The 22,832-nt window shown below is 45.0% G+C and carries 22 protein-coding genes and 1 rRNA gene; 10 read left to right on the forward strand and 13 right to left on the reverse strand.

Going from position 1 to position 22,832, the window contains the following annotated elements:
• Window positions 1–112, reverse strand: a 16S ribosomal RNA gene (locus H6F98_RS16050); the annotation flags it as partial.
• A 338-nt stretch (window positions 113–450) separates the two neighbouring features.
• Between H6F98_RS16050 and nadC the strand changes: the two genes are divergently transcribed.
• Entirely contained in the window at window positions 451–1,329 is an 879-nt protein-coding gene (gene nadC / locus H6F98_RS16055; protein WP_396812272.1) for a carboxylating nicotinate-nucleotide diphosphorylase, read from the forward strand.
• Window positions 1,330–1,333: 4 nt separating this feature from the next.
• Here nadC and H6F98_RS16060 read toward each other — a convergent pair whose 3' ends face one another.
• A complete protein-coding gene (locus H6F98_RS16060) occupies window positions 1,334–1,819 on the reverse strand; it encodes a transposase (protein ID WP_313929888.1) in 486 nt (161 codons plus the stop codon).
• A 58-nt stretch (window positions 1,820–1,877) separates the two neighbouring features.
• Window positions 1,878–2,186, reverse strand: coding sequence for a transposase (locus tag H6F98_RS16065; protein WP_192219708.1), 309 nt, complete (start codon window positions 2,184–2,186; stop codon window positions 1,878–1,880).
• A 282-nt stretch (window positions 2,187–2,468) separates the two neighbouring features.
• On the opposite strand from H6F98_RS16065, the gene argS reads away from it, so the two are divergent.
• Window positions 2,469–4,226 carry an arginine--tRNA ligase gene (argS, locus tag H6F98_RS16070; protein WP_192219709.1) on the forward strand — a complete coding sequence of 586 codons (1,758 nt, stop codon included), beginning with the start codon at window positions 2,469–2,471 and terminating at the stop codon, window positions 4,224–4,226.
• An 85-nt stretch (window positions 4,227–4,311) separates the two neighbouring features.
• Here the strand turns inward: argS and def are convergent, their stop codons facing one another.
• On the reverse strand, window positions 4,312–4,839 hold the full coding sequence (gene def, locus H6F98_RS16075) for a peptide deformylase (RefSeq protein ID WP_192219710.1): 528 nt from the start codon (window positions 4,837–4,839) through the stop codon (window positions 4,312–4,314).
• A gap of 149 nt (window positions 4,840–4,988) precedes the next feature.
• Between def and dnaA the strand changes: the two genes are divergently transcribed.
• Together dnaA and dnaN are read left to right on the forward strand one after the other, a co-directional pair.
• On the forward strand, window positions 4,989–6,371 hold the full coding sequence (gene dnaA / locus H6F98_RS16080) for a chromosomal replication initiator protein DnaA (RefSeq protein ID WP_192219711.1): 1,383 nt from the start codon (window positions 4,989–4,991) through the stop codon (window positions 6,369–6,371).
• A gap of 496 nt (window positions 6,372–6,867) precedes the next feature.
• A complete protein-coding gene (gene dnaN, locus H6F98_RS16085; protein ID WP_192219712.1) occupies window positions 6,868–8,106 on the forward strand; it encodes a DNA polymerase III subunit beta in 1,239 nt (412 codons plus the stop codon).
• A gap of 121 nt (window positions 8,107–8,227) precedes the next feature.
• Here dnaN and H6F98_RS16090 read toward each other — a convergent pair whose 3' ends face one another.
• From H6F98_RS16090 to H6F98_RS16105, 4 genes are all read right to left on the reverse strand, one after another.
• Window positions 8,228–9,415, reverse strand: a complete 1,188-nt coding sequence (locus H6F98_RS16090; protein WP_192219713.1) for a TRC40/GET3/ArsA family transport-energizing ATPase — start codon at window positions 9,413–9,415, stop codon at window positions 8,228–8,230.
• 65 nt (window positions 9,416–9,480) lie between these two features.
• On the reverse strand, window positions 9,481–9,867 hold the full coding sequence (locus H6F98_RS16095; protein ID WP_192219714.1) for a DUF2358 domain-containing protein: 387 nt from the start codon (window positions 9,865–9,867) through the stop codon (window positions 9,481–9,483).
• A 161-nt stretch (window positions 9,868–10,028) separates the two neighbouring features.
• Entirely contained in the window at window positions 10,029–10,754 is a 726-nt protein-coding gene (locus tag H6F98_RS16100) for a hypothetical protein (RefSeq protein ID WP_192219715.1), read from the reverse strand.
• A complete protein-coding gene (locus H6F98_RS16105; RefSeq protein WP_192219716.1) occupies window positions 10,747–11,295 on the reverse strand; it encodes an Npun_F5560 family protein in 549 nt (182 codons plus the stop codon). The genes H6F98_RS16100 and H6F98_RS16105 overlap by 8 nt, the downstream gene beginning before the upstream one ends.
• 341 nt (window positions 11,296–11,636) lie before the next feature.
• On the opposite strand from H6F98_RS16105, the gene H6F98_RS16110 reads away from it, so the two are divergent.
• Window positions 11,637–13,076 (forward strand): phosphoglucomutase/phosphomannomutase family protein, encoded by a 1,440-nt coding sequence (locus H6F98_RS16110; protein ID WP_192219717.1) that lies wholly within the window; start codon window positions 11,637–11,639, stop codon window positions 13,074–13,076.
• 57 nt (window positions 13,077–13,133) lie between these two features.
• Window positions 13,134–13,376: a LapA family protein gene (locus tag H6F98_RS16115; protein ID WP_192219718.1), complete on the forward strand. Its 243-nt coding sequence runs from the start codon at window positions 13,134–13,136 to the stop codon at window positions 13,374–13,376.
• A 204-nt stretch (window positions 13,377–13,580) separates the two neighbouring features.
• On the opposite strand, the gene H6F98_RS16120 is transcribed toward H6F98_RS16115, so the two are convergent.
• On the reverse strand, window positions 13,581–14,156 hold the full coding sequence (locus tag H6F98_RS16120; RefSeq protein WP_192219719.1) for a thermonuclease family protein: 576 nt from the start codon (window positions 14,154–14,156) through the stop codon (window positions 13,581–13,583).
• 29 nt (window positions 14,157–14,185) lie between these two features.
• On the opposite strand from H6F98_RS16120, the gene H6F98_RS16125 reads away from it, so the two are divergent.
• The 3 genes from H6F98_RS16125 to H6F98_RS16135 all read left to right on the forward strand — a co-directional run bounded on the left by H6F98_RS16125 (window position 14,186) and on the right by H6F98_RS16135 (window position 16,761).
• Complete coding sequence (locus H6F98_RS16125; RefSeq protein ID WP_192219898.1) at window positions 14,186–15,058, forward strand: NAD(P)-dependent oxidoreductase; 873 nt, start codon at window positions 14,186–14,188, stop codon at window positions 15,056–15,058.
• A gap of 134 nt (window positions 15,059–15,192) precedes the next feature.
• Window positions 15,193–15,663, forward strand: a complete 471-nt coding sequence (psbQ, locus tag H6F98_RS16130; protein WP_192219720.1) for a photosystem II protein PsbQ — start codon at window positions 15,193–15,195, stop codon at window positions 15,661–15,663.
• On the forward strand, window positions 15,664–16,761 hold the full coding sequence (locus H6F98_RS16135; protein WP_192219721.1) for an FAD-binding oxidoreductase: 1,098 nt from the start codon (window positions 15,664–15,666) through the stop codon (window positions 16,759–16,761). It abuts the gene before it with no gap.
• Window positions 16,762–16,822: 61 nt separating this feature from the next.
• On the opposite strand, the gene H6F98_RS16140 is transcribed toward H6F98_RS16135, so the two are convergent.
• From H6F98_RS16140 to H6F98_RS16150, 3 genes are all read right to left on the reverse strand, one after another.
• Window positions 16,823–18,544, reverse strand: a complete 1,722-nt coding sequence (locus H6F98_RS16140; protein ID WP_242058563.1) for a cellulose-binding protein — start codon at window positions 18,542–18,544, stop codon at window positions 16,823–16,825.
• 214 nt (window positions 18,545–18,758) lie between these two features.
• Window positions 18,759–19,367, reverse strand: coding sequence for a DUF3318 domain-containing protein (locus tag H6F98_RS16145; RefSeq protein ID WP_192219723.1), 609 nt, complete (start codon window positions 19,365–19,367; stop codon window positions 18,759–18,761).
• 112 nt (window positions 19,368–19,479) lie between these two features.
• Window positions 19,480–21,330 (reverse strand): NupC/NupG family nucleoside CNT transporter, encoded by a 1,851-nt coding sequence (locus H6F98_RS16150; RefSeq protein WP_192219724.1) that lies wholly within the window; start codon window positions 21,328–21,330, stop codon window positions 19,480–19,482.
• 283 nt (window positions 21,331–21,613) lie between these two features.
• Between H6F98_RS16150 and H6F98_RS16155 the strand changes: the two genes are divergently transcribed.
• On the forward strand, window positions 21,614–21,874 hold the full coding sequence (locus tag H6F98_RS16155) for a hypothetical protein (protein WP_192219725.1): 261 nt from the start codon (window positions 21,614–21,616) through the stop codon (window positions 21,872–21,874).
• A gap of 58 nt (window positions 21,875–21,932) precedes the next feature.
• Here the strand turns inward: H6F98_RS16155 and H6F98_RS16160 are convergent, their stop codons facing one another.
• Window positions 21,933–22,664, reverse strand: coding sequence for an HAD family hydrolase (locus H6F98_RS16160; protein ID WP_192219726.1), 732 nt, complete (start codon window positions 22,662–22,664; stop codon window positions 21,933–21,935).
• Between the last annotated feature and the right edge of the window lie 168 nt (window positions 22,665–22,832).

The raw sequence follows: 22,832 nt of genomic DNA on the forward strand, positions 1-22,832 counted from the left end.
CTCACGCGTTACTCACCCGTCCGCCACTAGCTCCCTAAAGAGCCCGTTCGACTTGCATGTGTTAAGCAGACCGCCAGCGTTCATCCTGAGCCAGGATCAAACTCTCCATTTTGAGTTAAGTTAGTTCCGGCTCCGAAACGAAGATTTTAACGTTTCGGTTCCTCTGTTTAGATTCGGTTGTCCAATGCCTGGTTCAACCTTGAGTTTTTTTGACGAGGTTAATTTAGTCTAGTGCTTTCAAACTATTGATTTGTCTAGGTTCGGGGCGCTTTGGGAGCAGTTGTCTGTCTCAAGCGCATTTACCAATTTATATCCTCATTCTTCAAGTGTCAACCCCTTGGATGATTTTTTTTGAGATGGGCTGAAGTTTACTACCAGCATCATGTCTGGGCTAAGTTATCTCTAGAGACTTAATAGAGTAGAAAACTCAGGAGAGCCAGTATTGTGAGCATAAGCGCTGTTTTACCGCCCCTTCTTGTTCTAGACCAACTTGTGCAAGGCTGGTTAATAGAAGATATTGGTCGAGGCGATCGCACTACACAAAGCTTGTTAAGCTCAGGCGTAGGCGACGGACAAGCGGAGTGGACGGCAAAACAAGCCGGAGTAATGGCTGGCTTACCAATAGCAGCACGTGTCTTCCAGATCTTGAATGATCGTGTTAGCTTTGTCCCAACCGTTGAGGAAGGTGACCATTGTGATCTGGGGCAAGTAGTCGCTCATATTCATGGTCCCCTTGATGCGCTACTGATAGGAGAGCGAGTGGCATTAAATCTAGCCATGCGTCTTAGTGGAATTGCAACGCTCACACATAAGTATGTTGAGATAATTGCCGATTTGCCAGCACAACTGGTAGACACGCGAAAAACAACCCCCGGCTTAAGACTTATAGAAAAGTACGCTTCACAGGTAGGAGGAGCTATCAATCATCGCCTAGGGCTAGATGATGCGGTAATGATTAAGGACAATCACATTGCTGCTGCTGGAGGTATTGCTGAAGCGATCGCTCGAATTCGGTCAAAGATTCCTTACCCCTTGAGCATTGAAGTTGAGACAACAACACTTAGCGAAGTGGAAGCAGCGCTAACACACGGTGCTGATATCATCATGCTGGACAATATGTCGCTTGATTTAGTCAGCCAAGCTGTACAACTGATTCGATCTTATCCCCATCCAATCAAAATCGAGGCATCAGGCAACATCACCCTCGAAACCATTCGTGCTGTTGCAGAAACTGGTGTTGACTATATCTCTAGTAGTGCACCGATAACTCGCTCAACCTGGCTGGATTTGAGCATGAATCTCGATAATAGCTCTATAGAACCCATTTGAGATCTCAGGAAGTGGCTGCAAACCGCTTAAGCATTAGCCTGACAAAGCAGAGGTTAATCTTAGTGGTTGCATAAGATAGAGTGCGCTCAAAGTTCTTGACTAGACTTTTACAACGCTCCATCCAAGCATTGGAGCGTTCTATCACCCATCGAGCCACGGCTGGCACAAATCCAGATTTTCCTTGCGCTGCCTTCTCTTGTTTCGAGGGCTTTGTCGAAAGCTCAAACCTGATTTTCGTCATGATCTGAGGATAAACCTTCTGCAATGCTTCAATCAAATAGTCAATATGATAGCCGTGATCTAGCAGGATGGTAATTTTGGGAATATTGACGGGTTTTGATTGGAAATAATCAATGTTGAGCCTCAGCATCTCAAGCAATCCCGCATCATCTGAAACATTGGCTTTTGTGCAGTGAGTGAAGAAGGGAAATCCAAGCGTATCAACGGCTAGATGCCTTTTAATCCCATTAGTGGCTTTGTAGAAACAAATCCTTTAGAGTCCACACTCGCATTGCAAGTATTTTTTACGGCTTGGGAGTCAATGATAATTAACGTTGTCCACTTAGGCTTTTTTTTACTTGCTCACGCACTTGTTCATGTAAAGTACTCATGAGTTTCTCAAACACGCCTGCACTTCGCCACTGTTTGTAGTGCCAATAGACGGTTGAGTAGGGAGGCAAGTCTTTGGGTAAATCTTCCCAGTTGCAACCGTTCTTGAGTTGATAGAGGATGCCATCAAGGAGTTCTCGCTTTGTCCAAACGCAAGGTCGTGTCCGCTTCTTCTGAGGTAATATTTGAGGCAACAGCGGTTCAAGAATTTCCCATTCTGCATCAGTGAGGCTACCGGAATACGTCATTGTGCCTGGATTTAAGGGTTGTGTGTACCTTAATTCAGTCCCGTCAAGATGTCAAATGGGTTCTATAAGACAATCAAAGTAGGAATCGTGATTGGTTAACAAAATTGAAAAACGCTTAAAACAGAAAAACTTCAAAACCAGACTGAATCCCTTGAAGAACTAATCAGTGAGAAATCAGTAAGTCACAGTAAAATAACTTACTGGTTCACGTTATGTTATAAATACACTTCTTCTTAACAGCAAAGAAAACTAACGCTTGTCCAGAGCCTGTTATTTGGTGCTATGAACTCGATAATTGAACAACTAAGAAGTAGACTTACTGAATCCTTAACTGTAGGGTTCGGAGCAGATTTTCAGGCAGTCGAGCCGATGGTGGTACCCGCTAGCAATCCTAAATTTGGCGACTACCAGTCTAATATCTCATTGTCGTTAAGTAAGCAGTTGGGACAACCTCCACGAGCGATCGCAGAAAAACTGTTGCAACATTTGGATGTCACAGGTATTTGCCAGCCTCCTACTATTGCTGGTCCTGGCTTTATCAACTTAACTTTGGAACCAGCTTACTTAGAAGCACAGCTAAGTAATATTCAAACCGACCCACGCCTAGGAGTCCAACTAGCAAAAACGCCTCAACATATAATTGTTGATTTTTCCTCTCCTAATATTGCTAAAGAGATGCATGTGGGACACTTACGGTCAACAATCATTGGTGACTGTATTGCCCGCATTCTAGAATTTCGGGGTCACGAGGTCTTACGGCTAAATCATGTGGGTGATTGGGGTACCCAGTTTGGGATGTTAATCGCTTATCTTAGGGAAGCTTATCCAGAGGCGTTAACAACATCCAACGCTCTAGATTTAGGAGATTTGGTTGCGCTTTATCGGAAAGCTAAGCAGCGATTTGATGCTGATGAGGAGTTCCAAGAAACAGCCCGACAAGAAGTAGTGAAACTGCAAACGGGAGAAGAAGACAGCCGACAAGCTTGGCAGTTATTGTGTGAACAATCCCGACGAGAATTTCAAGTTATTTATGACTTACTGGATGTCAAACTGATAGAGCGAGGTGAATCGTTCTACAACCCTTTGCTACCATCTGTAGTAGAGGACTTGGAGCAACTGGGCTTGTTAGTGGAAGACGCTGGTGCTAAGTGCGTTTTCCTCGAAGGGTTTACTAACAAAACAGGTGAACCTTTACCTTTAATCATCAAAAAATCTGATGGAGGCTATAACTACGCCACAACTGACCTAGCGGCTATACGCTATCGGATTGGGCAAGATGGCGCAGAGCGAATTATCTACGTCACCGATGCTGGACAAGCGAATCACTTTACTCAAATCTTTCAAGTCGCACGTCGGGCTGGCTGGCTTACCGATGAAGTCCAGGTGGTACATGTTCCCTTTGGTTTAGTACAGGGAGAAGATGGAAAGAAGCTGAAAACTCGCTCTGGAGAGACAGTACGGTTGCGGGAGTTGTTGGATGAAGCGATCGCACGCGCTCGTACAGATTTTGAAGCAAGACTCCAACAAGAAGGTCGTGAGGAAACAGAAGCTTTCAAAGCTAACGTTGCTCAAATCATAGGCATCAGTGCAGTTAAGTATGCTGACTTGAGCCAAAACCGAACCAGCAACTATATTTTCAGCTTTGATAAGATGCTATCTTTTCAGGGTAATACGGCAGTTTACATGCTTTATGCCTACGTTCGGGTTCAGGGAATTAGTCGCAAAGGCAACATTGATTTTGAGCAACTGGGAGCAGAGGCAAAAGTCTTTTTGCAAGAAGAAACAGAACTTGCACTGGGGAAACATTTATTACAACTGAGTGAAGTTCTCACTCTAGTGGAGGCTGACTTGTTACCCAATCGCATTTGTCAGTATTTATATGAACTGAGCCAGAAGTTCAATCAATTCTACGACCAGTGTCCTGTACTTAAAGCAGAGGAACCCTTGCGAACATCAAGGCTTGTGCTTTGCGATCTTACAGCTCAAACTCTGAAGCTAGGACTATCCTTGCTAGGAATCTCTGTATTGGAACGGATGTAAGCGACTATGGCAAAGCCAGCAGGTTTGGGCGATCCTTGTTGTACACAGAGCTAATTTTCTGAGTCAGTAGAAGTATCAAGGGCTTCTATTTGACAATGCGATGCTGATATTCTTGCTCAGTCATCAGATCTTGCATACTCTCCACTCGATCCAAAAAAACAATGCCGTCGAGGTGGTCATGCTCATGTTGAAATATCCTTGCAACAAAATCTGTGAGTTCTTGCCGATGCAGTTGACCACCCCGACTGGTGTACTCAACCTCAATTGCCTGATATCTCGGAACTAGTCCTCGAATGCCAGGAATACTTAAACAACCTTCCCAACCTTGGGTAACTTTAGGTGAGTGAGCAATAATTCGAGGATTAATCATTGCTGTCGGTTCCATCAGAGGAGCGTGAGGATACCGAGGATTTGGTCGAGACGCTACGATAAACAAACGATAAGATTCAGATACTTGAGGCGCAGCAATGCCAACACCGTTTGCTGCCAGAACGCTTGCAATTAGTTGGTCAATCAGTTGTTGGAGGCGATTATCTCGGATGTTGTCAACAATCTGGGCTTGTTGCCGTAAGACAGGGTTGCCTAATTGTGCAATTTGTAGTGGTTCAGCCATAATCAAGTCAAGTTAAAGGAAGCGATCGCTAGTTGTTATGGATATGCTTACACTTTAAAGCCGATACTGTGAAGCTTGAGGAGCAACTGCCCTAAACAGCACGCCTCTCGCCTAGGAGACAATGTTCAGATTACGGTGGAGAAAAGCCCGTGGAAACTTCCCCAGATCAGCTTTGGAGCCAGGTACTGGAGCGTCTACAGTTACAGCTAAGCCGACCAACGTTTGAAACCTGGATTAAGACAGCTACCGCTGAGCAGCTAGAAAATAACTGCTTGGTGATTCGCACTCCCAATCCTTTTGCAAGAAATTGGTTACAAAAGTACTACATCAAAGCGATCGCAGATGTCGTCCAAGATATTTTGGGTCAGTCAGTGGAAATTCACCTTACAGTTACAGCAGGGGATGATAACGCGACTACAGTTGATACAGACCTTTCTTGGTCATTTCCAATCACTACAAACGTTTCAGAAAGTACATCCAACCACCAGCCTAAACTACCGGAATTAAATCATAAGTACATTTTCTCCCGCTTTGTCGTCGGCTCAAATAATCGAATGGCTCATGCTGCCTCTCTAGCGGTGGCGGAATCTCCAGGACGTGAGTTTAATCCTTTGTTTCTCTGCGGTGGTGTTGGTTTAGGCAAAACTCACTTGATGCAAGCAATTGGTCATTACCGTTTGGAGCATTGCCCTGATTCTAAAATCTTTTACGTTTCTACAGAACAATTTACCAATGACCTAATTGCGGCAATTCGTAAAGATAGTATGCAAAGTTTTCGGGAGCATTATCGAGCCGCTGATGTGCTGTTGGTAGACGATATTCAGTTCATTGAGGGTAAGGAGTACACCCAAGAGGAGTTTTTTCATACGTTCAATACCTTGCATGAAGCGGGTAAGCAAGTTGTCTTAGCCTCAGATCGTCCTCCTAACCAGATTAATCGCTTGCAAGATCGCCTGTCCTCTCGCTTTTCTATGGGTTTGATTGCTGATATTCAGCCGCCAGATTTGGAGACACGTATGGCAATTTTACAAAAGAAGGCGGAATACGAAAATATGCGTCTGCCACGCTCAGTAATTGAATACATTGCGACTAACTACACCTCAAATATTCGAGAACTAGAGGGGGCACTGATTCGAGCTGTAGCTTATATCTCAATTTCCGGATTACCGATGAACGTTGAGAACATTGCACCGATTTTAAATCCACCAGCACAGAGGGTGCAGGCTTCTCCGGAAACAATATTGATGACTGTGTCAGATGCCTTCAATATTTCTGCTGAAGACTTGAAGGGTAACTCTCGGCGCCGAGAAATTAGTTCGGCTAGGCAAATTGGGATGTATTTGATGCGGCAACACACGGACTTGAGCTTACCGCGAATTGGTGAGGAATTTGGCGGAAAAGACCACACTACTGTAATGTACAGTTGCGACAAAATTGCACAGTTACGGGAAAGTGATGCCACATTGGCTCAAACACTGCGTCAACTAAGCGATCGCATTAACCTAACTAGCAGAACCCAAAGCCAAGGCTGAAAGCTTCAAGGCTTTGCTAAACACTACTTTCCCGAAGCAGTTATACTACTAAACCGAAGCTTGTTACTAGAAAGCACAAGGCTAATTAAACAGACTGTTGCTTACAGAATCCTTAGAAAAAAGCTGTATAAAGCCTTATAAAAGTGGCAACGAAGCTGGCTAAGTATAAATACTTGGTTTATCAAAAACGTTTTATTTTTCCACAGCTTTTCCACAATTTATAGGTTCTTAAACTATTAACTATCAAGACATGAACAAACTTTTTCCACATTTTCCACAGCCCAGACATCCATGAGTATTTTTTGCGTTTGATAGAGAAGGCAAGGCTCACAGTTTTACTAATTGCCTACTTTCTCAAAACACAATTGAGTAAAGGCTGGGTCAAGCCGGAGAAAGAAGAGAGCATTGACCAGAACCCATCCCAGCACTATCCTGATAAAGCTCTGCTATGCAGTAGTGCTAGTTGAGCAACGACAAGTTAGATATTAAAACTTCTATGAAACTGATTTGTACCCAAAGTGACCTCAATACTAATCTCTCATTAGTAAGTCGTGCCGTTCCCTCTCGTCCTACTCATCCTGTGTTGGGTAATGTCTTATTAGCAGCAGACACAAAAACTCAACGGGTACGTTTGACCGCTTTTGATCTCAGCCTTGGCATTCAAACAAGCTTTGCTGCCCGGGTAGAGGCAGATGGTGAAATCACTATACCTGCTAAGCTTTTGAACGATATTGTCTCGCGTCTACCAGAGGGAGAAATTACTCTGGAGGAAAAAGCAGGAGAAGCGACAAACTTTAGTGCAGCAGCTTCCAATGGCGAAGTGGACAGCGATAGCATGATTGTGACATTGACTTCTGTTTCAGGACGCTATCAAATGCGAGGAATGGGTGCAGGAGAGTTTCCAGAACTTCCTAATGTTGAGGCAGGTGTTGCTGTTAATCTTCCAGTAGAAGCCCTGATAGAGGGCTTAAGGGGTTCATTATTTGCTACCAGTTCTGATGAAACCAAGCAGGTACTCACAGGAGTTCACTTGATCATGCAGCAAGATAGTCTAGAATTTGCTGCTACGGATGGTCATCGACTGGCAGTTGTACAAACTGTGAATCAAAGTCCTGTGGATGACGATACTGTGGAGACATCAGAAAAGCCAGCAGTAGCAACATCAGGAGTATCTGATAGCTCTGAGCTAGAGTTTACGTTACCAGCAAGAGCGTTACGAGAGCTAGAACGAATGTTGGGGATGCGTCAATCGACTGAGGGGGTTGCGCTTCACGTTGAGCAGGGTCAGATTGTTTTTCAGGCGGGAGACCATCGCTTAACTAGCCGTACTCTGGAAGGGCAGTACCCAGCCTACCGTCAACTCATTCCGCGCCAGTTCCAGCGCCAGATTACAATTGAGCGGCGTCAACTGCTTAGTGCGGTGGAACGAATTGCTGTATTAGCTGACCAGAAGAATAATATTGTCAAGTTTAGTATTGACAGTGTTAACCAACAGCTTTCCATATCTGTAGAAGCTCAAGATGTTGGTAGTGGGCAAGAATCGATGCCAGTAGAGGTATCTGGTGAGAGCATAGAAATTGCGTTTAATGTCAAGTATTTAATTGATGGATTAAAGGCGCTTTCTACCTCTCACATTCAGATGCAGATGAATGCAGCGAACAGTCCTGTAATTCTGACACCACTAGGTGGACTAAAAATGACCTATTTAATCATGCCAGTCCAAATTAGGGCATGATGGCTCATACTCAATCTCTGTTGCTGTGATTGAAAAAAATTAACCGACTTATATGCCAAAGAGAGCCTCTAGAATATAAGTCGGTTTTAGTTACTTAATAAGGATGGGCAAATAGGGTTGATTATCTACTAATTGCATCAGCAAACCGAATCTTGAGGTAGTCTTCCTCCATCTTGGCTCCTGTAGGTTGCAGAGCGGCTAAGGCTTGCGGGAGTACTAAGTTGCGTCGATGATTCCCAATCCGAACATTTAGTTCATCACCCGTTTTATTTAGCTGGATGTGGTCTTTCGGTATGCCTGGAAGATAGAGTTCCAAGCTGTACTGGTTCTGGTCTTGTACAACCCTAATTGTGTTTTCCTTGTAGTAGACTTGGGTCGGATCTTCTGAAGCATATAGCGTTTCTTTGAGTCGCTCTAGAGCTTCTAGACCACACATCTCTTCAGAGAAAAGAGGGACTTCTTTGACTGGCAGAGGATGGAAATTTTCGTGAATTTCTTGCCGATACTGCTGCTGATTTTCCTTCCAGCGCTGAAAGAAGGGGTCAGTGACTTGGTCAGGAATAATCCGATTAGCGACTACTAAATCTGTAGCGACGTTGTACAGGCTTAAGTAAGCATGAGCGCGTAAAGATTCTTTGATCACCATTTTCTCAGGATTGGTGACTAGACGCACAGAGGTCTGTGTATTGTCAGTTAAGACTTTTTCCAGCGCTTCAATCTGCTCATAGAATTCGTAAGGAGCATCCATTACCTCTTTATCCGGCAAGGAAAAGCCAGCAATTGGCTTGAATAGAGGTTCAACTAGTGGTCTAAGCGCTACCGACATTTTCTGTAGTGGCTTGTAAAAGCGGCGCATATACCAACCACTGACTTCTGGTAAACTGAGTAGTCGCAACGCTGTGCCTGTGGGAGCAGAGTCAATGATCAAAACGTCATACTCTTTTTCGTCGTAGTGCCGTTTCATTCTTACCAGACCGAAGATTTCATCCATCCCTGGAAGAATTGCTAATTCTTCTGCCTGAACAGCATCCAATCCCCGTGCTTGCAAAACTTGGGTAATGTAGCGCTTAACAGCACCCCAATTCCCTTCTAGTTCCATGAGAGCATCAAGTTCGGCTCCCCAGAGGTTGGAGCGGATTAATCGGGGTTCGTGGCTGAGTTCGATGTCGAAACTATCGGCTAGAGAGTGAGCAGGGTCAGTACTCAAGACAAGTGTTCGATAGCCTAGTTCAGCACAACGGAGACCTGTAGCAGCAGCAACGGAGGTCTTGCCGACTCCACCTTTGCCGGTCATGAGAATTACACGCATGGGAGTTAATTAAGACACAGTTGCTTGCGTCTGCCTCAAAAATGTTTATATTATTTATTATCTATTTAACCTTTTTTAAAGAAAAAGTGCTGCTTCAGGACATCTAGGCGATCGCAATCCCAGTAGTCAATATGAGAGATAATTAGCTCCTCGGCATTGAGCGTCAACTCACTCCAGCCTGAAATGGCAATTCGAGGCTGCCAAGGTAAAGGGGTAGTCCAGCTAAGTGTCCAACGAGTCTTGATGATGTCTTCTAATTGCTGAATCTCATGCAGATCCATCTTTGGATCATGAAACCAGTTATTTATAAAGTTGATCATCTGCTTATAGCGATCAACACCACGGAACTGGTTAAGAGGGTCTTTAAAGAAAACATCTTTGGCGTAGATGCTGTAGGTTTGGTTAACCGGGAAGCGTTGATAGTCTTCTTTGAGAATCTGAATGATGTCCATTGCGTTTGAGTGGATTTCTACTCTTATATAGCAACGGTAATGTTCTTAAAAGATTTTTAGGAACGCTTGAACAAGAAAAGGCAGAGGGATTGCGTAAGATTAAGCGATCGCACCAGGGATGAACGTTAAAAAGAGCTGTATTCACAACCCGGATACAAATTCTAAGAAAAAGCCTTTGGAATAATAGTCAAGTCTATGATCGGTTGATGCGTTAAACAGTACCAGTGGCAGGTGAACAAATCAGGTTTCTGTACACCTAAACTTGCGATCGCAGGTGCGGCGGGAAAAGGTAAGAGCTTATCAAATACGATATCTTGTTCGTTGTATCCGAACTCTAATAGATAAACTGCTGGTGGTGCTGATAAAAATTGCAGCAGTTCATAAGCCAAATGATAAAGCGGTTGACGTTGCTTGTCAGGCAAATCTACAGGTTGATGATACTCATTTACCCTTTCTCCATGACTAATCACTTCTGCATACAGTAGTCCTTTCGCAGTACAAACCACTGGCAAAACCAAAGTACCCAATGGCTGACTTTCACCCGTTGTATAGCCTAATTGTTGCTCCACCCATTGGCGTAACTCTCTCTCCTGCTTGCAAGCCTGAAAGATGTTTTGACCGATAAACTCAAGAGTGTTTGGTACATTGAGCGTTAAAGGACACCAAATGATGTCCTTATCTATCACCTCATCTTGACGGGGATTTGCTAAAGCTTTTTTAAGCTGAGAAGTTTCTACCACATCCACTGTTGCCAGTGCTGGAGAATGTAGAGCGATCGCATCCTTAAGAGCAGACACTATCTGTTCTCCAACGGCTCTTTGAGATGCTTCTACAATCTCGTCATCCCCACAGGTGTAATCGTCTACAACAATGACAACCCTAGACATTGCCAAAAGTTGGAATTGGGCCACCGCGAGGACGAGAGAAGCTAGGCAAATCAATCCGTGTGACGTTACGGCTTCTAACGGCTAAGCGGTAGCTGACGCTTTGTAGTTCCGCGTGAAGCTGACGATTTTCCCGTTGTAGCATCGCCACCTTTTCTCTCACAGGTGCCATGCGCTCAGCAAACTTTTGGCGATAGATATGCGGCAGTTCCTGTACAACCTGCTCTAGCATACGCGAACGCTCAGTTAATTCCTGAACCGATTGCCGTAGCTGATAAATTTCTCCATCACGGCCCGAAATCTGCTCTTGGTAGAACGTCACCTGTTGTTCAACATCTTGCAGCTGTTCTCGTAAGACTCGCATCTGCGCTTGATGACGCTCAGAAACCTCTGGTTGAGGCATGAAGTTAGCATTGCCTTTGACAAGGCGGAATAGCTCTTGAGATAGCTGCTGTACAAGCTGATCTCTCAGTTGCAACTCCTCTCGCAGACGAGAAACTTCAGCTTGAACCGTATGTAGAGTTGGGGTTTCAGTCTGGATCACGATGGCTTACAGCTCCGATAATATGGTACTCCCAGTGGCAGAGGGCGATGGGCAGCGTTACTAAATTTAGCGTTTGCTCAAAGCAAGGTGCTAGAGCAAAGCGTCAGCGTAGCACGCCTTTAGGCTTATCGCTCATTAAATCCTGTTGCAAGCTAATGTACCATTTGAGCAAGCAAATGGCACCAGCAAAGGTGCTGTTGTTTCCATTATTGACTAGACTCCCTCCAAAGGCGCACAACGAAGAACAAAATCTCTACCCCCAACCGCCCCATCTCCCCCTAAACCTGCCAATCAGAAGCGCTTCGATTAATATTGAGGTGAATTGAGAGATAGTAGCCCAAATGAGTCCAGCAAGTAGCGCGAAAAAGATTAAGTTTGGCACTGATGGATGGCGGGGGATTATCGCCGATGATTTTACCTTTACAAATGTGTGTAAGGTAACAAGAGCGATCGCCAGTTATCTAGAATCAGCCTATTCCAAAGACCGACCCGTTTTGGTTGCTTACGATACCCGGTTTCTTGCCGATCAGTTCGCTCGTACTGCGGCTGAAATGCTGGCAGACTTGGGTTGGACGGTGAAAATTGTTGAACGGGATTGCCCAACGCCAGTCATTGCTTATAATGCGCGTCTACTTAACTCAGCTGGGGCGTTGATGTTTACCGCTAGTCACAACCCTGCACCATACTGCGGTATTAAGTACATCCCTGATTATGCAGGTCCAGCGACACCTGAGATTACAGATACGATTGTCGCCAATCTTGAAGGGGCGGATGAGGCATTGCCAACGGGGAAGAACGGAAATAAAATTTCTACCTTTGACCCCAAACCCGCTTATTTGCAGTTTATCTACACCTTGCTGGATGTTGAGCGGATTCGTAGCGCCCAACTGAAGGTGAAGTATGATGCCCTCTACTCAACCTCTCGCGGTTACCTAGATACGGTTCTAGAACACTGTGGCTGTGAGACAGAAGCCTTCCACACCAGTCGTGATGTCTTGTTTGGTGGGGGAATGCCAGAACCGAAGGGAGAACAGCTAGTAGAGCTGGTAGAGGCAGTTAAACAAGATAAGGCGGATTTAGGTTTAGCGACGGATGGTGATAGCGATCGCTTTGGAATTGTCGATGAACAAGGAAACGTCCTCACCCCCAACACAGTACTGCTACTGCTAGCGCGTCACTTGATTAAAAATAAAGGCAAGACAGGCGCGATTGTTCGTACTGTTGCCACAACTCATTTGTTGGACAACTTTGCACTCAAGTACGGTTTAGAAATCTATGAGACAGCCGTAGGCTTTAAGTACATCGGTGAGAAAATGCGCGAAACGGATGTACTCATTGGCGGGGAAGAATCTGGCGGCTTGAGCATTATTGGACATATCCCAGAAAAAGACGGGATTTTGGCAGATATGCTGGTTGCTGAAGCGATCGCATACGAAGGGAAACCCTTGAGTCAGCTTGTGGAAGAAGTGACTAAAGAAGCCAATGGCCCTCTGTACAACAAGCGTCTTGATTTACACTTGGAGGATGCCCACAAAGCCACTGTTCTAGAATCCTTCACTAACAATCCACCCGCCGATATCGCTGGGATTAAGGTTAAAGAAATTGGTCGCAAGGACGGCATCAAACTCTACTTAGAAGATGGAGGCTGGGTGCTTTTGCGTCCATCAGGAACCGAGCCTCTGATGCGCGTCTACATGGAAACTAGCTCCGTAGAAAAGCAAAACACAATTGCTGAAACAATGGAGCAGATGATTAACAAGATGGAACCTGTAGGAGTTTAACCGCACTGTTAGTTATTAGTTGACTTCCCAACAACTAATAACTAACAACTAACAACTATGAAAACTATTGCAAACTTGCTTACCTCCCTAATCTTAGCTGGCTGGATCGGAGCGATCGCAATTTTAGCCATCCAAAACTTTACGCCAATAACAGTAAAGTTCCTCGCTTTTGAGTCGATTCAGTTGCCAGTCGGTATTGTACTAGCTTTTAGTGTTGGTATTGGGTTAATTGGAGGCGCACTCGTACCTGCGTTGTGGCAGCTTGCTGGACAACAGGTGCAATATGAAGATGAAGAGTGACTTTTCCCATACTATAGCGCGTCTAAATGATTTGTACAACTAACTGGCTTCATCACCTAATACTTGATGTTTGTGAAAAGTTTTTGGCTTGTAACTCTTAAGTTCTGACCTTTGCTTTTTCTGCTTTACCTGAGTTGTACGACTCAATTAGACGCGCTATATCTCTTGCTTACCTGATCGCCGCCTCGCCTCAACTCCCTCTTTCTACTTCTTTAGACTCCGCCATTCCCACGCTGAAACATATTTATCATCTCGCCAAAGTCCCACACGGCGCTTCTTAGCATCTGCTTCTGCTGCCTCTACAATCTCAGCGCTGGGGCAATCTTTCAGGTATTGTCGGTAAACTTGTGCCAGTCCTTCTTGAACTAACACTTGTTGAATAAACGTGCCATCCGGTAAGCGGACTTCACTGACGCTGCGCCCATACTGATCTATATCTGTGGTGGTTAATTGAACGCGATCGCCTCCTTGTTTTACTAACTCTTGCACTCGTTGTTGCGCTTGTACTCCCCATTTAAATTGGCTTTTGTCTACAGCTTTTCTGCTTTTTTTCTCCTTATTGGAGTGAGGCACTTCTGGGGCATCCACACAAGCAAAGCGCACATCTATCTCAGTACCATTGGCATCTATCACTTTCATCGTGTCGCCGTCACTGACTTTTTTAACTGAGTGGGTCGTTTCTCCAAATAGCTTCGATATTGCCTCACATCCAAACAAACTAAGGATAAGGAGAACAACAGTGATGGTTTTGAGGGATTTTGATAGTAGGGTAAATGGCATTAGAACTCAGCTTAACTATTGCAATGCAGATGAAAAAACTTTTAGTTACAGGCGCTAGCGGTTTTTTAGGATGGAACCTTTGCCAGCTAGCCAAACAAGGATGGGACGTTTATGGAACTTACTTTTCCAAAAGCGTTGAGATTTCAGGAGTAACCCTTGTAAAAGCTGACATAAGGAATTTTCAGGAAACCAAACGCCTATTCAGTAAGATTGAACCAACTGCCGTCATCCATACTGCTGCTCAGTCTAGCCCGAATTTTTGTCAAACTCACCCTGATGAATCCTACCAAATCAATGTCACGGCATCTTGCGATCTAGCCGGATTATGTGCTGATTCTGCCATTCCTTGCGCTTTTACTTCAACTGACCTAGTTTTTGATGGGCTTAATCCTCCCTACCGGGAAACCGATACGGTATGTCCTGTAAACCAATATGGTGAACAAAAAGTGATGGCAGAGCAAGGGATGTTAGAGCGTTATCCCAGAGTCGCCGTTTGCCGGATGCCTTTAATGTTTGGGATAGCAGAAAGCGCTACTAGCTTTATTCAACCGTTTATCAAAACGCTCAGAGAAGGACAAGAGCTAAATTTATTCACCGATGAATTTAGAACGCCTACCAGTGGCAAAACAGCAGCTAGTGGACTCTTACTCGCATTGAGAAGCGTTGAGGGACTGATCCACTTAGGCGGGAAAGAGCGGATTTCGCGCTATGAGTTTGGTCGCTTAATGGCAGATGTCCTAGAACTTCCCCAAGAAAAGCTGAAAAGCTGCCGACAAAAAGATGTTCCAATGGCAGCACCGAGATCAGCGGATGTTTCTTTAGATAGTTCAAAAGCCTTTGCTTTAGGATATCAACCTTTGTCTCTACGGAAAGAATTAGAGGCATTACGCGGCAAGGTTTAACGTTAGACAGTGAACCAAACAGTCCGTAGCTAGCGCAAATCCCACGATGGGAATAAACGTTAGGGGCGATTTTGAGATATATTTCCTACAAAACTCAGTAATTCCTCTGAGTTGGTTAGTTAGCTACGAAACAAATGGTTATGAGAAGTTATCGGTCTATTTTGGCTCTGATTCTGGCAGTGGTAGCAACAGTTTTGGTTAGCTGTGGTAGCCCGACTGTAAAAGTGCCACCTTCCTATTCTGCTGAGCAGATCGTCCAGATTCAGAAATTGGCTTCTACTGTTGAGGCTCTGCGGGATAAGATGCCAGTTCTTGCAGATAAGATTCAAAATCAGAATTGGACAGATGTTGGCACGTATATCCATGGGCCAATGGGAGAACTACGGCGGAATGTAAGCTATCTGACTCGCGAACTTCTTCCCCAAGACCAAAAGGCGGTGAGTTCGTCAGCAACAGACTTGTTCAGCAGTCTACAGAACATTGACGTAGCTGCGACAAAAGGCAACTATCAGGTAGCTGTCCAAAACTACCAAGCGGCGATGAAAGACTTTGATGATATTTTGCAACTGCTTCCTAAACAAAAGGGTTCAGCGGTGAGTCGCTAAATGAGTCATGTTGTAGTCATTGGCTGCGGCATTGTTGGGGCAGCGATCGCTTATGAACTCAGTCGGGTGAATGGGTTAAAAATTACCGTACTCGACCAGCAACCCCCAGCACAAGCCGCAACCGGGGCTGCTTTAGGTGTTCTCATGGGTGCCATAAGTAAAAAAGTCAAGGGTAGAGCATGGCAACTGCGACAAACGAGTCTACAGCGCTATGAGTCACTCATACCCGAATTAGTTGCCCTTACTGGATATCAAATTCCTTTCAATCAACAGGGCATCCTCATGCTCTGTTTTGCTGAGGAAGACTTCGTCTCATGGGAACAACTTCTTAAAACTCGCCAGTCGCAAGGCTGGCAGTTGGAAATCTGGAATCCCGCTCAAGTCCAGTCCAACTGTCCGCAACTGCGAAACGAAAGGATTCTGGGCGCGATTTATTCTCCACAAGATCGGCAAGTTGACCCATCTGCTCTTACAAAAGCTCTCGTGGCAGCTGCCGAACACAATGGTGTCACTTTTAAATTTGGTGTGACGGTTAAAGATGTCACATCAGTAACCACGAATGGTTCTAAGATGCGTCGTTGTTCCCAGATTCACGCTGATGTGCCATTGGATATTGACTGGCTAGTAGTAGCAGCAGGCTTAGGGTCAACACCTCTAACCGCAGCACTCAAGCAACCTATTGATATTAAACCGGTTTTAGGGCAAGCCTTGCACCTACGACTAAAGCGTCCTTTAGGCAATCCAGACTTCCAGCCAGTGATTACTGGTGATGATGTTCATATTGTGCCAGTCGGTAACGGGGAGTATTGGGTAGGCGCAACAGTTGAGTTTGCTGATGAGGCTGGTGATGTAGTAGCAGAATCGATATTACTGGAAAAGGTAAAGCAGGAAGCCGTAGCCTTTTGCCCAGATTTAGCCCAAGCGACGATTCTTCGCACTTGGTCAGGCAAACGTCCTCGTCCAGAAGGACGTGCTGCCCCTGTAATCGGTCAACTTCCTGGTTATAGCAACGTCCTCTTGGCAACAGGTCATTATCGTAACGGTGTTCTCCTTGCACCTGCCACAGCACAAGCGATTCGTGAAATGATTGTTCACTAAGCACCAAATCACCAGTAACGAACTTAAGTTGATTTCTGTCTACCTATTTACAGCTATTGGTTTACTGGGGATTACTTTTAATAAAGTCAATTAACGCATTGTATTTCGGCGAACCATTTTGCGTGACATACTCCAATGCGCCCCAGCTTCCCCATTTACTGGGTGTCCCTACATCTACAAAGTGATTAAATAGAGTGCCTCCTGAGTCTTTCCAGTCATTTAGCATTTGAGTATAGATCTCATACATCTCTGGGCGTCTATTGAGTTCAATAAAAAATTGAGTCAATTGCTCATCATTTTCTACACCGCCACTTCCTGCAATACTTTGACCACCTTCGTAAGCTACCAAGGATAAACCCTTTTCTTGTGCGACTTTGAGCTGGTACTGATAGTTCGCTTTTGTGTCGGGTAGACTATCTTCACCAACTTTGAGCAAGTTACCTGTTTTTATTTGCTCAAATGCTTTTCCAAAACCACCATCCGCATCCTTAAGCCAGGACTTGACGGTTGCTATATTTTCCGGGTTCCCTAAGTCTCCACTCCAGTAACCTGTAATAGCGTAAGAGTCAATACCATGTTGGTAACAAGGTGCATTTCCTTCGGCTACCCAGAGAGGACAATTCAAAAGACCCTCTTCTAAACCTTTGTAAGGCGTTTGGGTAGATATTACACAATTGACTCTGTGTTTTTGAGCGTCGCCAAAAACATCCTTTTTCCAGATATCACAAATTTGAGCCGCTTTCATGCCATTCCACTGCATAAAAGCATCACCATGATCTCCCCATCTGGCTCGACCCTGCTGGTTGGCATATTGAGCTTGTCCAAATTGCCAGTTCCATACTTCGTTGGAATGCTCTACATAAGCGGTCAGACTTGGATCTAATTTCTCTTTGACTATCTTGGCAAAGTTGGTGATGTATTCGTCGGTAGCCTGATGAGGGATATTAAACCAGGGATTGGCTTTGAGCTTATTGGCTAAAGCAACCATGATTTCTATAGGCGCTCCCTCTAAAGCCCAAGAATAATCTTCAGGTTTAGGACGATCAGACCATTCTTTTTGAGCCGAATTATTAGTTTCCATCCAATCCATAAATCGGACAGTTTTGAAAGCTTTTATTTTCTCCAACCAAACAGGGTTAAATATCTCGCCAGCTTTAAATGCATCTAGTTGTGACTCTCTGATGACTCGTATGTTTCGGACATGATTATTAGGATTGGTCGCACTGATACCAAGAAAAACATAACCAGCTTCCTTTGAGATGTCGATTACTTCCGTACCAGGCTTGGAGACGGCTTCATCCTTCTTTGCTCCAGAATAGGTGAGAGTTCCTTCGCCGTCGTACATAACAATATATCTGCCGATACTCTCTGGATTTCCATCGGCAAAGAGTACAGTTTCTACCCTTCTGTACTTAACGCTGTTGTCATTGGTGGCAGGTAAAGACTTGGGATATCCGTTGGCATCCAAATTTAGGTGGTCGTTTTCTTTAGTATCAAAACCAGGGCAACCCGCAGGTGAACCGTCTCCACACTGAGGAATCCACTCTCTTGTTTGCTTGAAGAAATTGAGAAAAGGTGTTTGACTCGACCAGTCAGCTAGACCATTAAGTCCGCTCCCCAAAGACACATTTGTAGGACGACCGTCTTTTGAAGTAGCAGTCACGCTGGAAACTAAATTCGGAACATTAGAGGATGGATTTTCACTAAAACGAAAGTTACTTAGCCCTAATGCTAGAGTAAAGCCTATTACTATTAACAGAAAAATCCATAATGCTTTTTTCATAACCATTTTGCCCAAAGCGCTAATAATAGGGTAATATCTTAGATAAACATAAACTATCAGTTATTAATAAAGTTGTAGAAAATAAGCATGAAGATAGCATGAATAATTTTTACACTAATTTTTTATGGACAAGCTACTTCCAACAAACACAAATTGTTTTCGCATAATCTTTATAATCTTCTAAATCTGTTCCTCCAAAGGCAATTTTAGCTTTCTATTCTTGCTTAATAGTATCTGGGACACCTACGGGTGAGAGTCCTGCGATCGCACGTAAGTTTTGACTACGAATCAACTCTGTAAAATTTAGACCAGAACGCCCTTCAACCTGGGCAACGGATTCAATCCCAGCCAACAGATGCTTCGCCGCTTCTGTCTCTGTATAGCCGCGTCGAGTCGCAATTTTAATCGCCCCTGCATCGGCATCCAGTTGGGACTCAGTACTGCGGGTGCTGCGTAAGATTTGGGTAGCAGCAAGTGCCCCCAATCCCGTTGCCACCACAACGCCCACAGCGTCACCCTGCACGAGTTCTACGATCCCTCCTAGCATCCCCGCCAAGACAACGCCTTGGTACAAGTCTGGCTTAAACCACTTGATGCCAACCAACCAACTCACTGTCCGTAACAACAGCAAATCCCGTTGGGGCTTCGGCAAGCGTCGCCATAAATCAAAGTTAATAAAGATTGGTCGCTCTTGAGACCAAGGCGGGGGAAACGGGCTTTCAATGACCGCCGTCTGTTGCGGTTTGCTAACAATTTTCGTCAGCATCCGCCCAGAAGCAGGCATTAGCTCAATTAAGCGGCGAATTTCAGGCTCTGGATTCATCAGACTAGGGATTAGAAAAGACTAGATCGTCAGCATAACGAGTGGAAAAGGTTTCAACCTTTATGCCTTGTAATCTAACTATCCCATTCACAACTCACAACTCACAACTAAATTATTGTGGACTGGGAGACGGGGTAGCTATAGTTTGAGGCGTGGCTGGAGTCGGTGAAGTCGTTGCTTGAGGTGTGGGATTGGGAGTTGTTGGAGTTGGTGAGGCTGTTGCTTGAGGCGTTGGACGGGGAGTTGTTGGAGTCGGTGAAGTTGTTGTTCTGGGTGTAGGGCGAGGAGTTGTTGGAGTTGGTGAGGCTGTTGCTTGAGGCGTTGGACGAGGTGTGGTTGGAGGTGTCGGACGAGGATTTGCTTGCAGGGGTGAAGCCGTTGGGCTGGGCGTTGTGGGGATGGGCGAAACTGTCGTTTGAGGTGAAGGTTGGGGAGTTACCGGGATGGGTGGCGGTACGACAGGAGCAATTGGGGTAAGGGTAGGAGAGGGCGTTACAGTTGGTACTGTCGGAGATGTTGTAGGAGTTGGGGCAGTAATTGGAGCGGTAGGTGCTGTCTTTTCCCCTAAGATACTGGCATCCCCCGTGTCAAAAACGCCAGCAATACAAGCAATCATCATCGTTGCCAAGGTGCCAACGAATAAAGCTTTCCAACCAAGTTCAGAGATATCTTTACGCCGGGAAGGAATCAGAGCAATCGTGCCACCCACAAAGATGCCTACTGAAGCTAGGTGAGCAAAGCCAGAGAGAGCATAACTGATAATCAAAACTGCGCGATCGCTTAAAAGCCCTTGTGCCGCGTCCTGTCCTAATGTTTGATATGGAGGAATTGCTGTCTCAAACAATCGGCGTCCAATGATTACAGAAGAACGCCAAAGTTCATCCCACTCAACCGAAACTCCCGTCAGAATGGTCAGAGGTAGAAACAAAGCTCCCAAAATATTCTGTAAGGTGACGACGCTGAAGAATTTACCAATAAGCTGGAACACGAAGATGTCTGAGTTTTGTAAGCTGGCTAACCCACCGAAGAGTTGATTGATTAGGGAAACCAAGCCCAGAATTAAAATCAGTACAGCCGCGATCGCAACTGCCATTTTCACTCCATCTAATGCACCCACAATTGCTGCATCGACTGGGCTAACGCGCTCAATGGGTTCTCCAGCCACAGTTTCCTTCGGGGCATCCTGAAAATCAGACTCTACAACCTCTTCATCCTTCTTGTCTTGAATTTTCTCTTCTTGAGGAATCCCGCCTGCTGTTAGGGGAACTTCTGTCTCTGGAACTAAAATTTTCGATAAAACAAAACAAGCTGGAATTGCAATAATCGATGCCGAGACTAAATGCACAAGAATATTGGGAAAAACATTTTCCAGGGCTTTAACATAGATAATCAGAGTTGAGGACGCTGCCGTTCCAAAACAACAAGAGAGAATGGCACACAGTTCACTGCGGGTCATTTTTGCCAAGAATGGCTTAACAACAATTGCTGCCTCAATTCCTACAAAAATATTTGCCGATCCACTTAATGCCTCAGCACCACTTAAGCGCATCGTGGCGTAAAACACTTTGGCAAAGAAATTAATTACAGGTTGAATCACTCCGATGTTGTAGAGTAACGCCATCAGTCCAGAGAAGAAAATGACTGGAGGCAAAACTCTGAAGGCAAAAATTGTACCGATACCTGGTGTGGGGGCTTCACCAATTCTAGGAATCAAAGCTGGGCCAAAGACAAACCGCGCTCCAAAATCAGCGGCAACAAAAACAGCATCAAGTAGACGGCTAAAGCTATCCAAGATGAACCGAGTAACTGGAAACTGAAATACCAAAAATCCCAGAATTAACTGCAAGCCAATGCCGAAGATAATTACTCGCCAAGGGATGACTCGCTTGTGTTCTGAAAATAGCCACGCGATCGCACACAGTCCAAAGATACCAAAAAAGGAAATGAGGTTGAGAAACGACATGGGCTTAGTCCTCCTGATGAGGCGGGAGACATCTCACCTCGAATACTTGATGAATACTCATCACTCTCAGCTTCTTCCTGTCTTGAGAAGGATGGCGTGATTCATCCAAAACAATAGCCGATCAGGGCGGTCTTCGGCATGAGAGGAAGCCTAAAATAAGCACAGAGGAGTGTTAAGAATCTCAACTATTGGTTTACATAACGTTAAACACTAAAGTACGAGAGTCGGTAGCCAGCTATTAGCAGCATTTATTAGCAAGTAACTCAAAGGATAACTATTCAGAATGGACGCATTTAGCGCAATCCCGCCTGACTGGACAAAATCAGCGACTCATGCATTAGAGTTTTGCTGCCCCAACTGCCGCTCTTCTTCGATAGAGTCCCAAGGAGTTTGGATTAATCGCCGATCGCCTGTAATGACAGAAGAGTATCGCAAGAAGTGGCAAGAGTTTTATCAATGTCAGTGTGGTAATGTCTGGTGGGCGTGGAGTAGCGATCGGCCACCGTCTGATTTAGTCAAGCGCGATAACCCACCAACATCATGAAAGCTTTTAGCTGTCGGCTTTTTAGGATTGATCTGTGAAAACTTAGGTTACAGCCCCATCATTCGCCATTTTCAAGCTTGCCTAATGAAATGTAGTGCTGTTTCCTTAGAGAGTCAAGTTCTTCTAGATCAGAGGCAATCAACTTGTCAATAAGTTCAACAACTCCAGCACCGCGATCGCCTTTGGTAACAAAATCTGCACACTCTTTGAGTACGGGCAGAGCATTGGCAACGGCAACCCCACACCCACACAAACCAAGCAAAGCCTGGTCATTTTCTGCATCTCCTATCCCAACCGTATTGTGTGGCGATAACCTCATCTCACTGAGAGCAGCATTCAAACCAGAAGCTTTGTCAACACCTGGAGGAAGCACCATTACGGCATCCTTGTTCAGAATTACTTGATGTTCCAGTCCTAGCTTACGAATCACCGCTAAAACCGTTTTCTCATGAGGATGCCAAGTAGCAACAATCACCCGTCCTACACCAAGGGAATCAACCCCTTGCTCTTGCAGCGCCTTAACAAACGCTTGGGGTGGAGGTTCACCTAAAGGCTTTTCCTCTTGGGTTGCAGGTTGGTAGAGTAAAGCTCCATTCTCAGCCACAACCCACTCGAAGAGGTTGAGGTGAAGGAAAACTTTGTGAAGGTCATCCAACTGTCGCCCTGTAACTAGGATTAATTTTCGACCAGAATCCAGCAGACGCTCAAGTGCTACTAGGGTTTCCTCGTTTACTTGACCATCACAAGCCAATGTCCCGTCATAGTCACAAGCCAATGCCAAAAAACGCATCGATATATATTCTCCAGTGCGTGTAGAGCTAATCCTACTAGAGAGATGGACGGTTTTGTCCTACTTTGGGTTGAATAATTAACCGCAAATTATTCAAAGCCTTTTTCCATCCCCTTTGAGGATTCCATTGTTGATGGCTAGAGAAATCAACAGTAGGATGTTGAATTT

Origin of the sequence: Microcoleus sp. FACHB-SPT15, assembly GCF_014849525.1 — a bacterium.
Taxonomy (GTDB): Bacteria; Cyanobacteriota; Cyanobacteriia; order Cyanobacteriales; family Coleofasciculaceae; genus Symplocastrum; species Symplocastrum torsivum.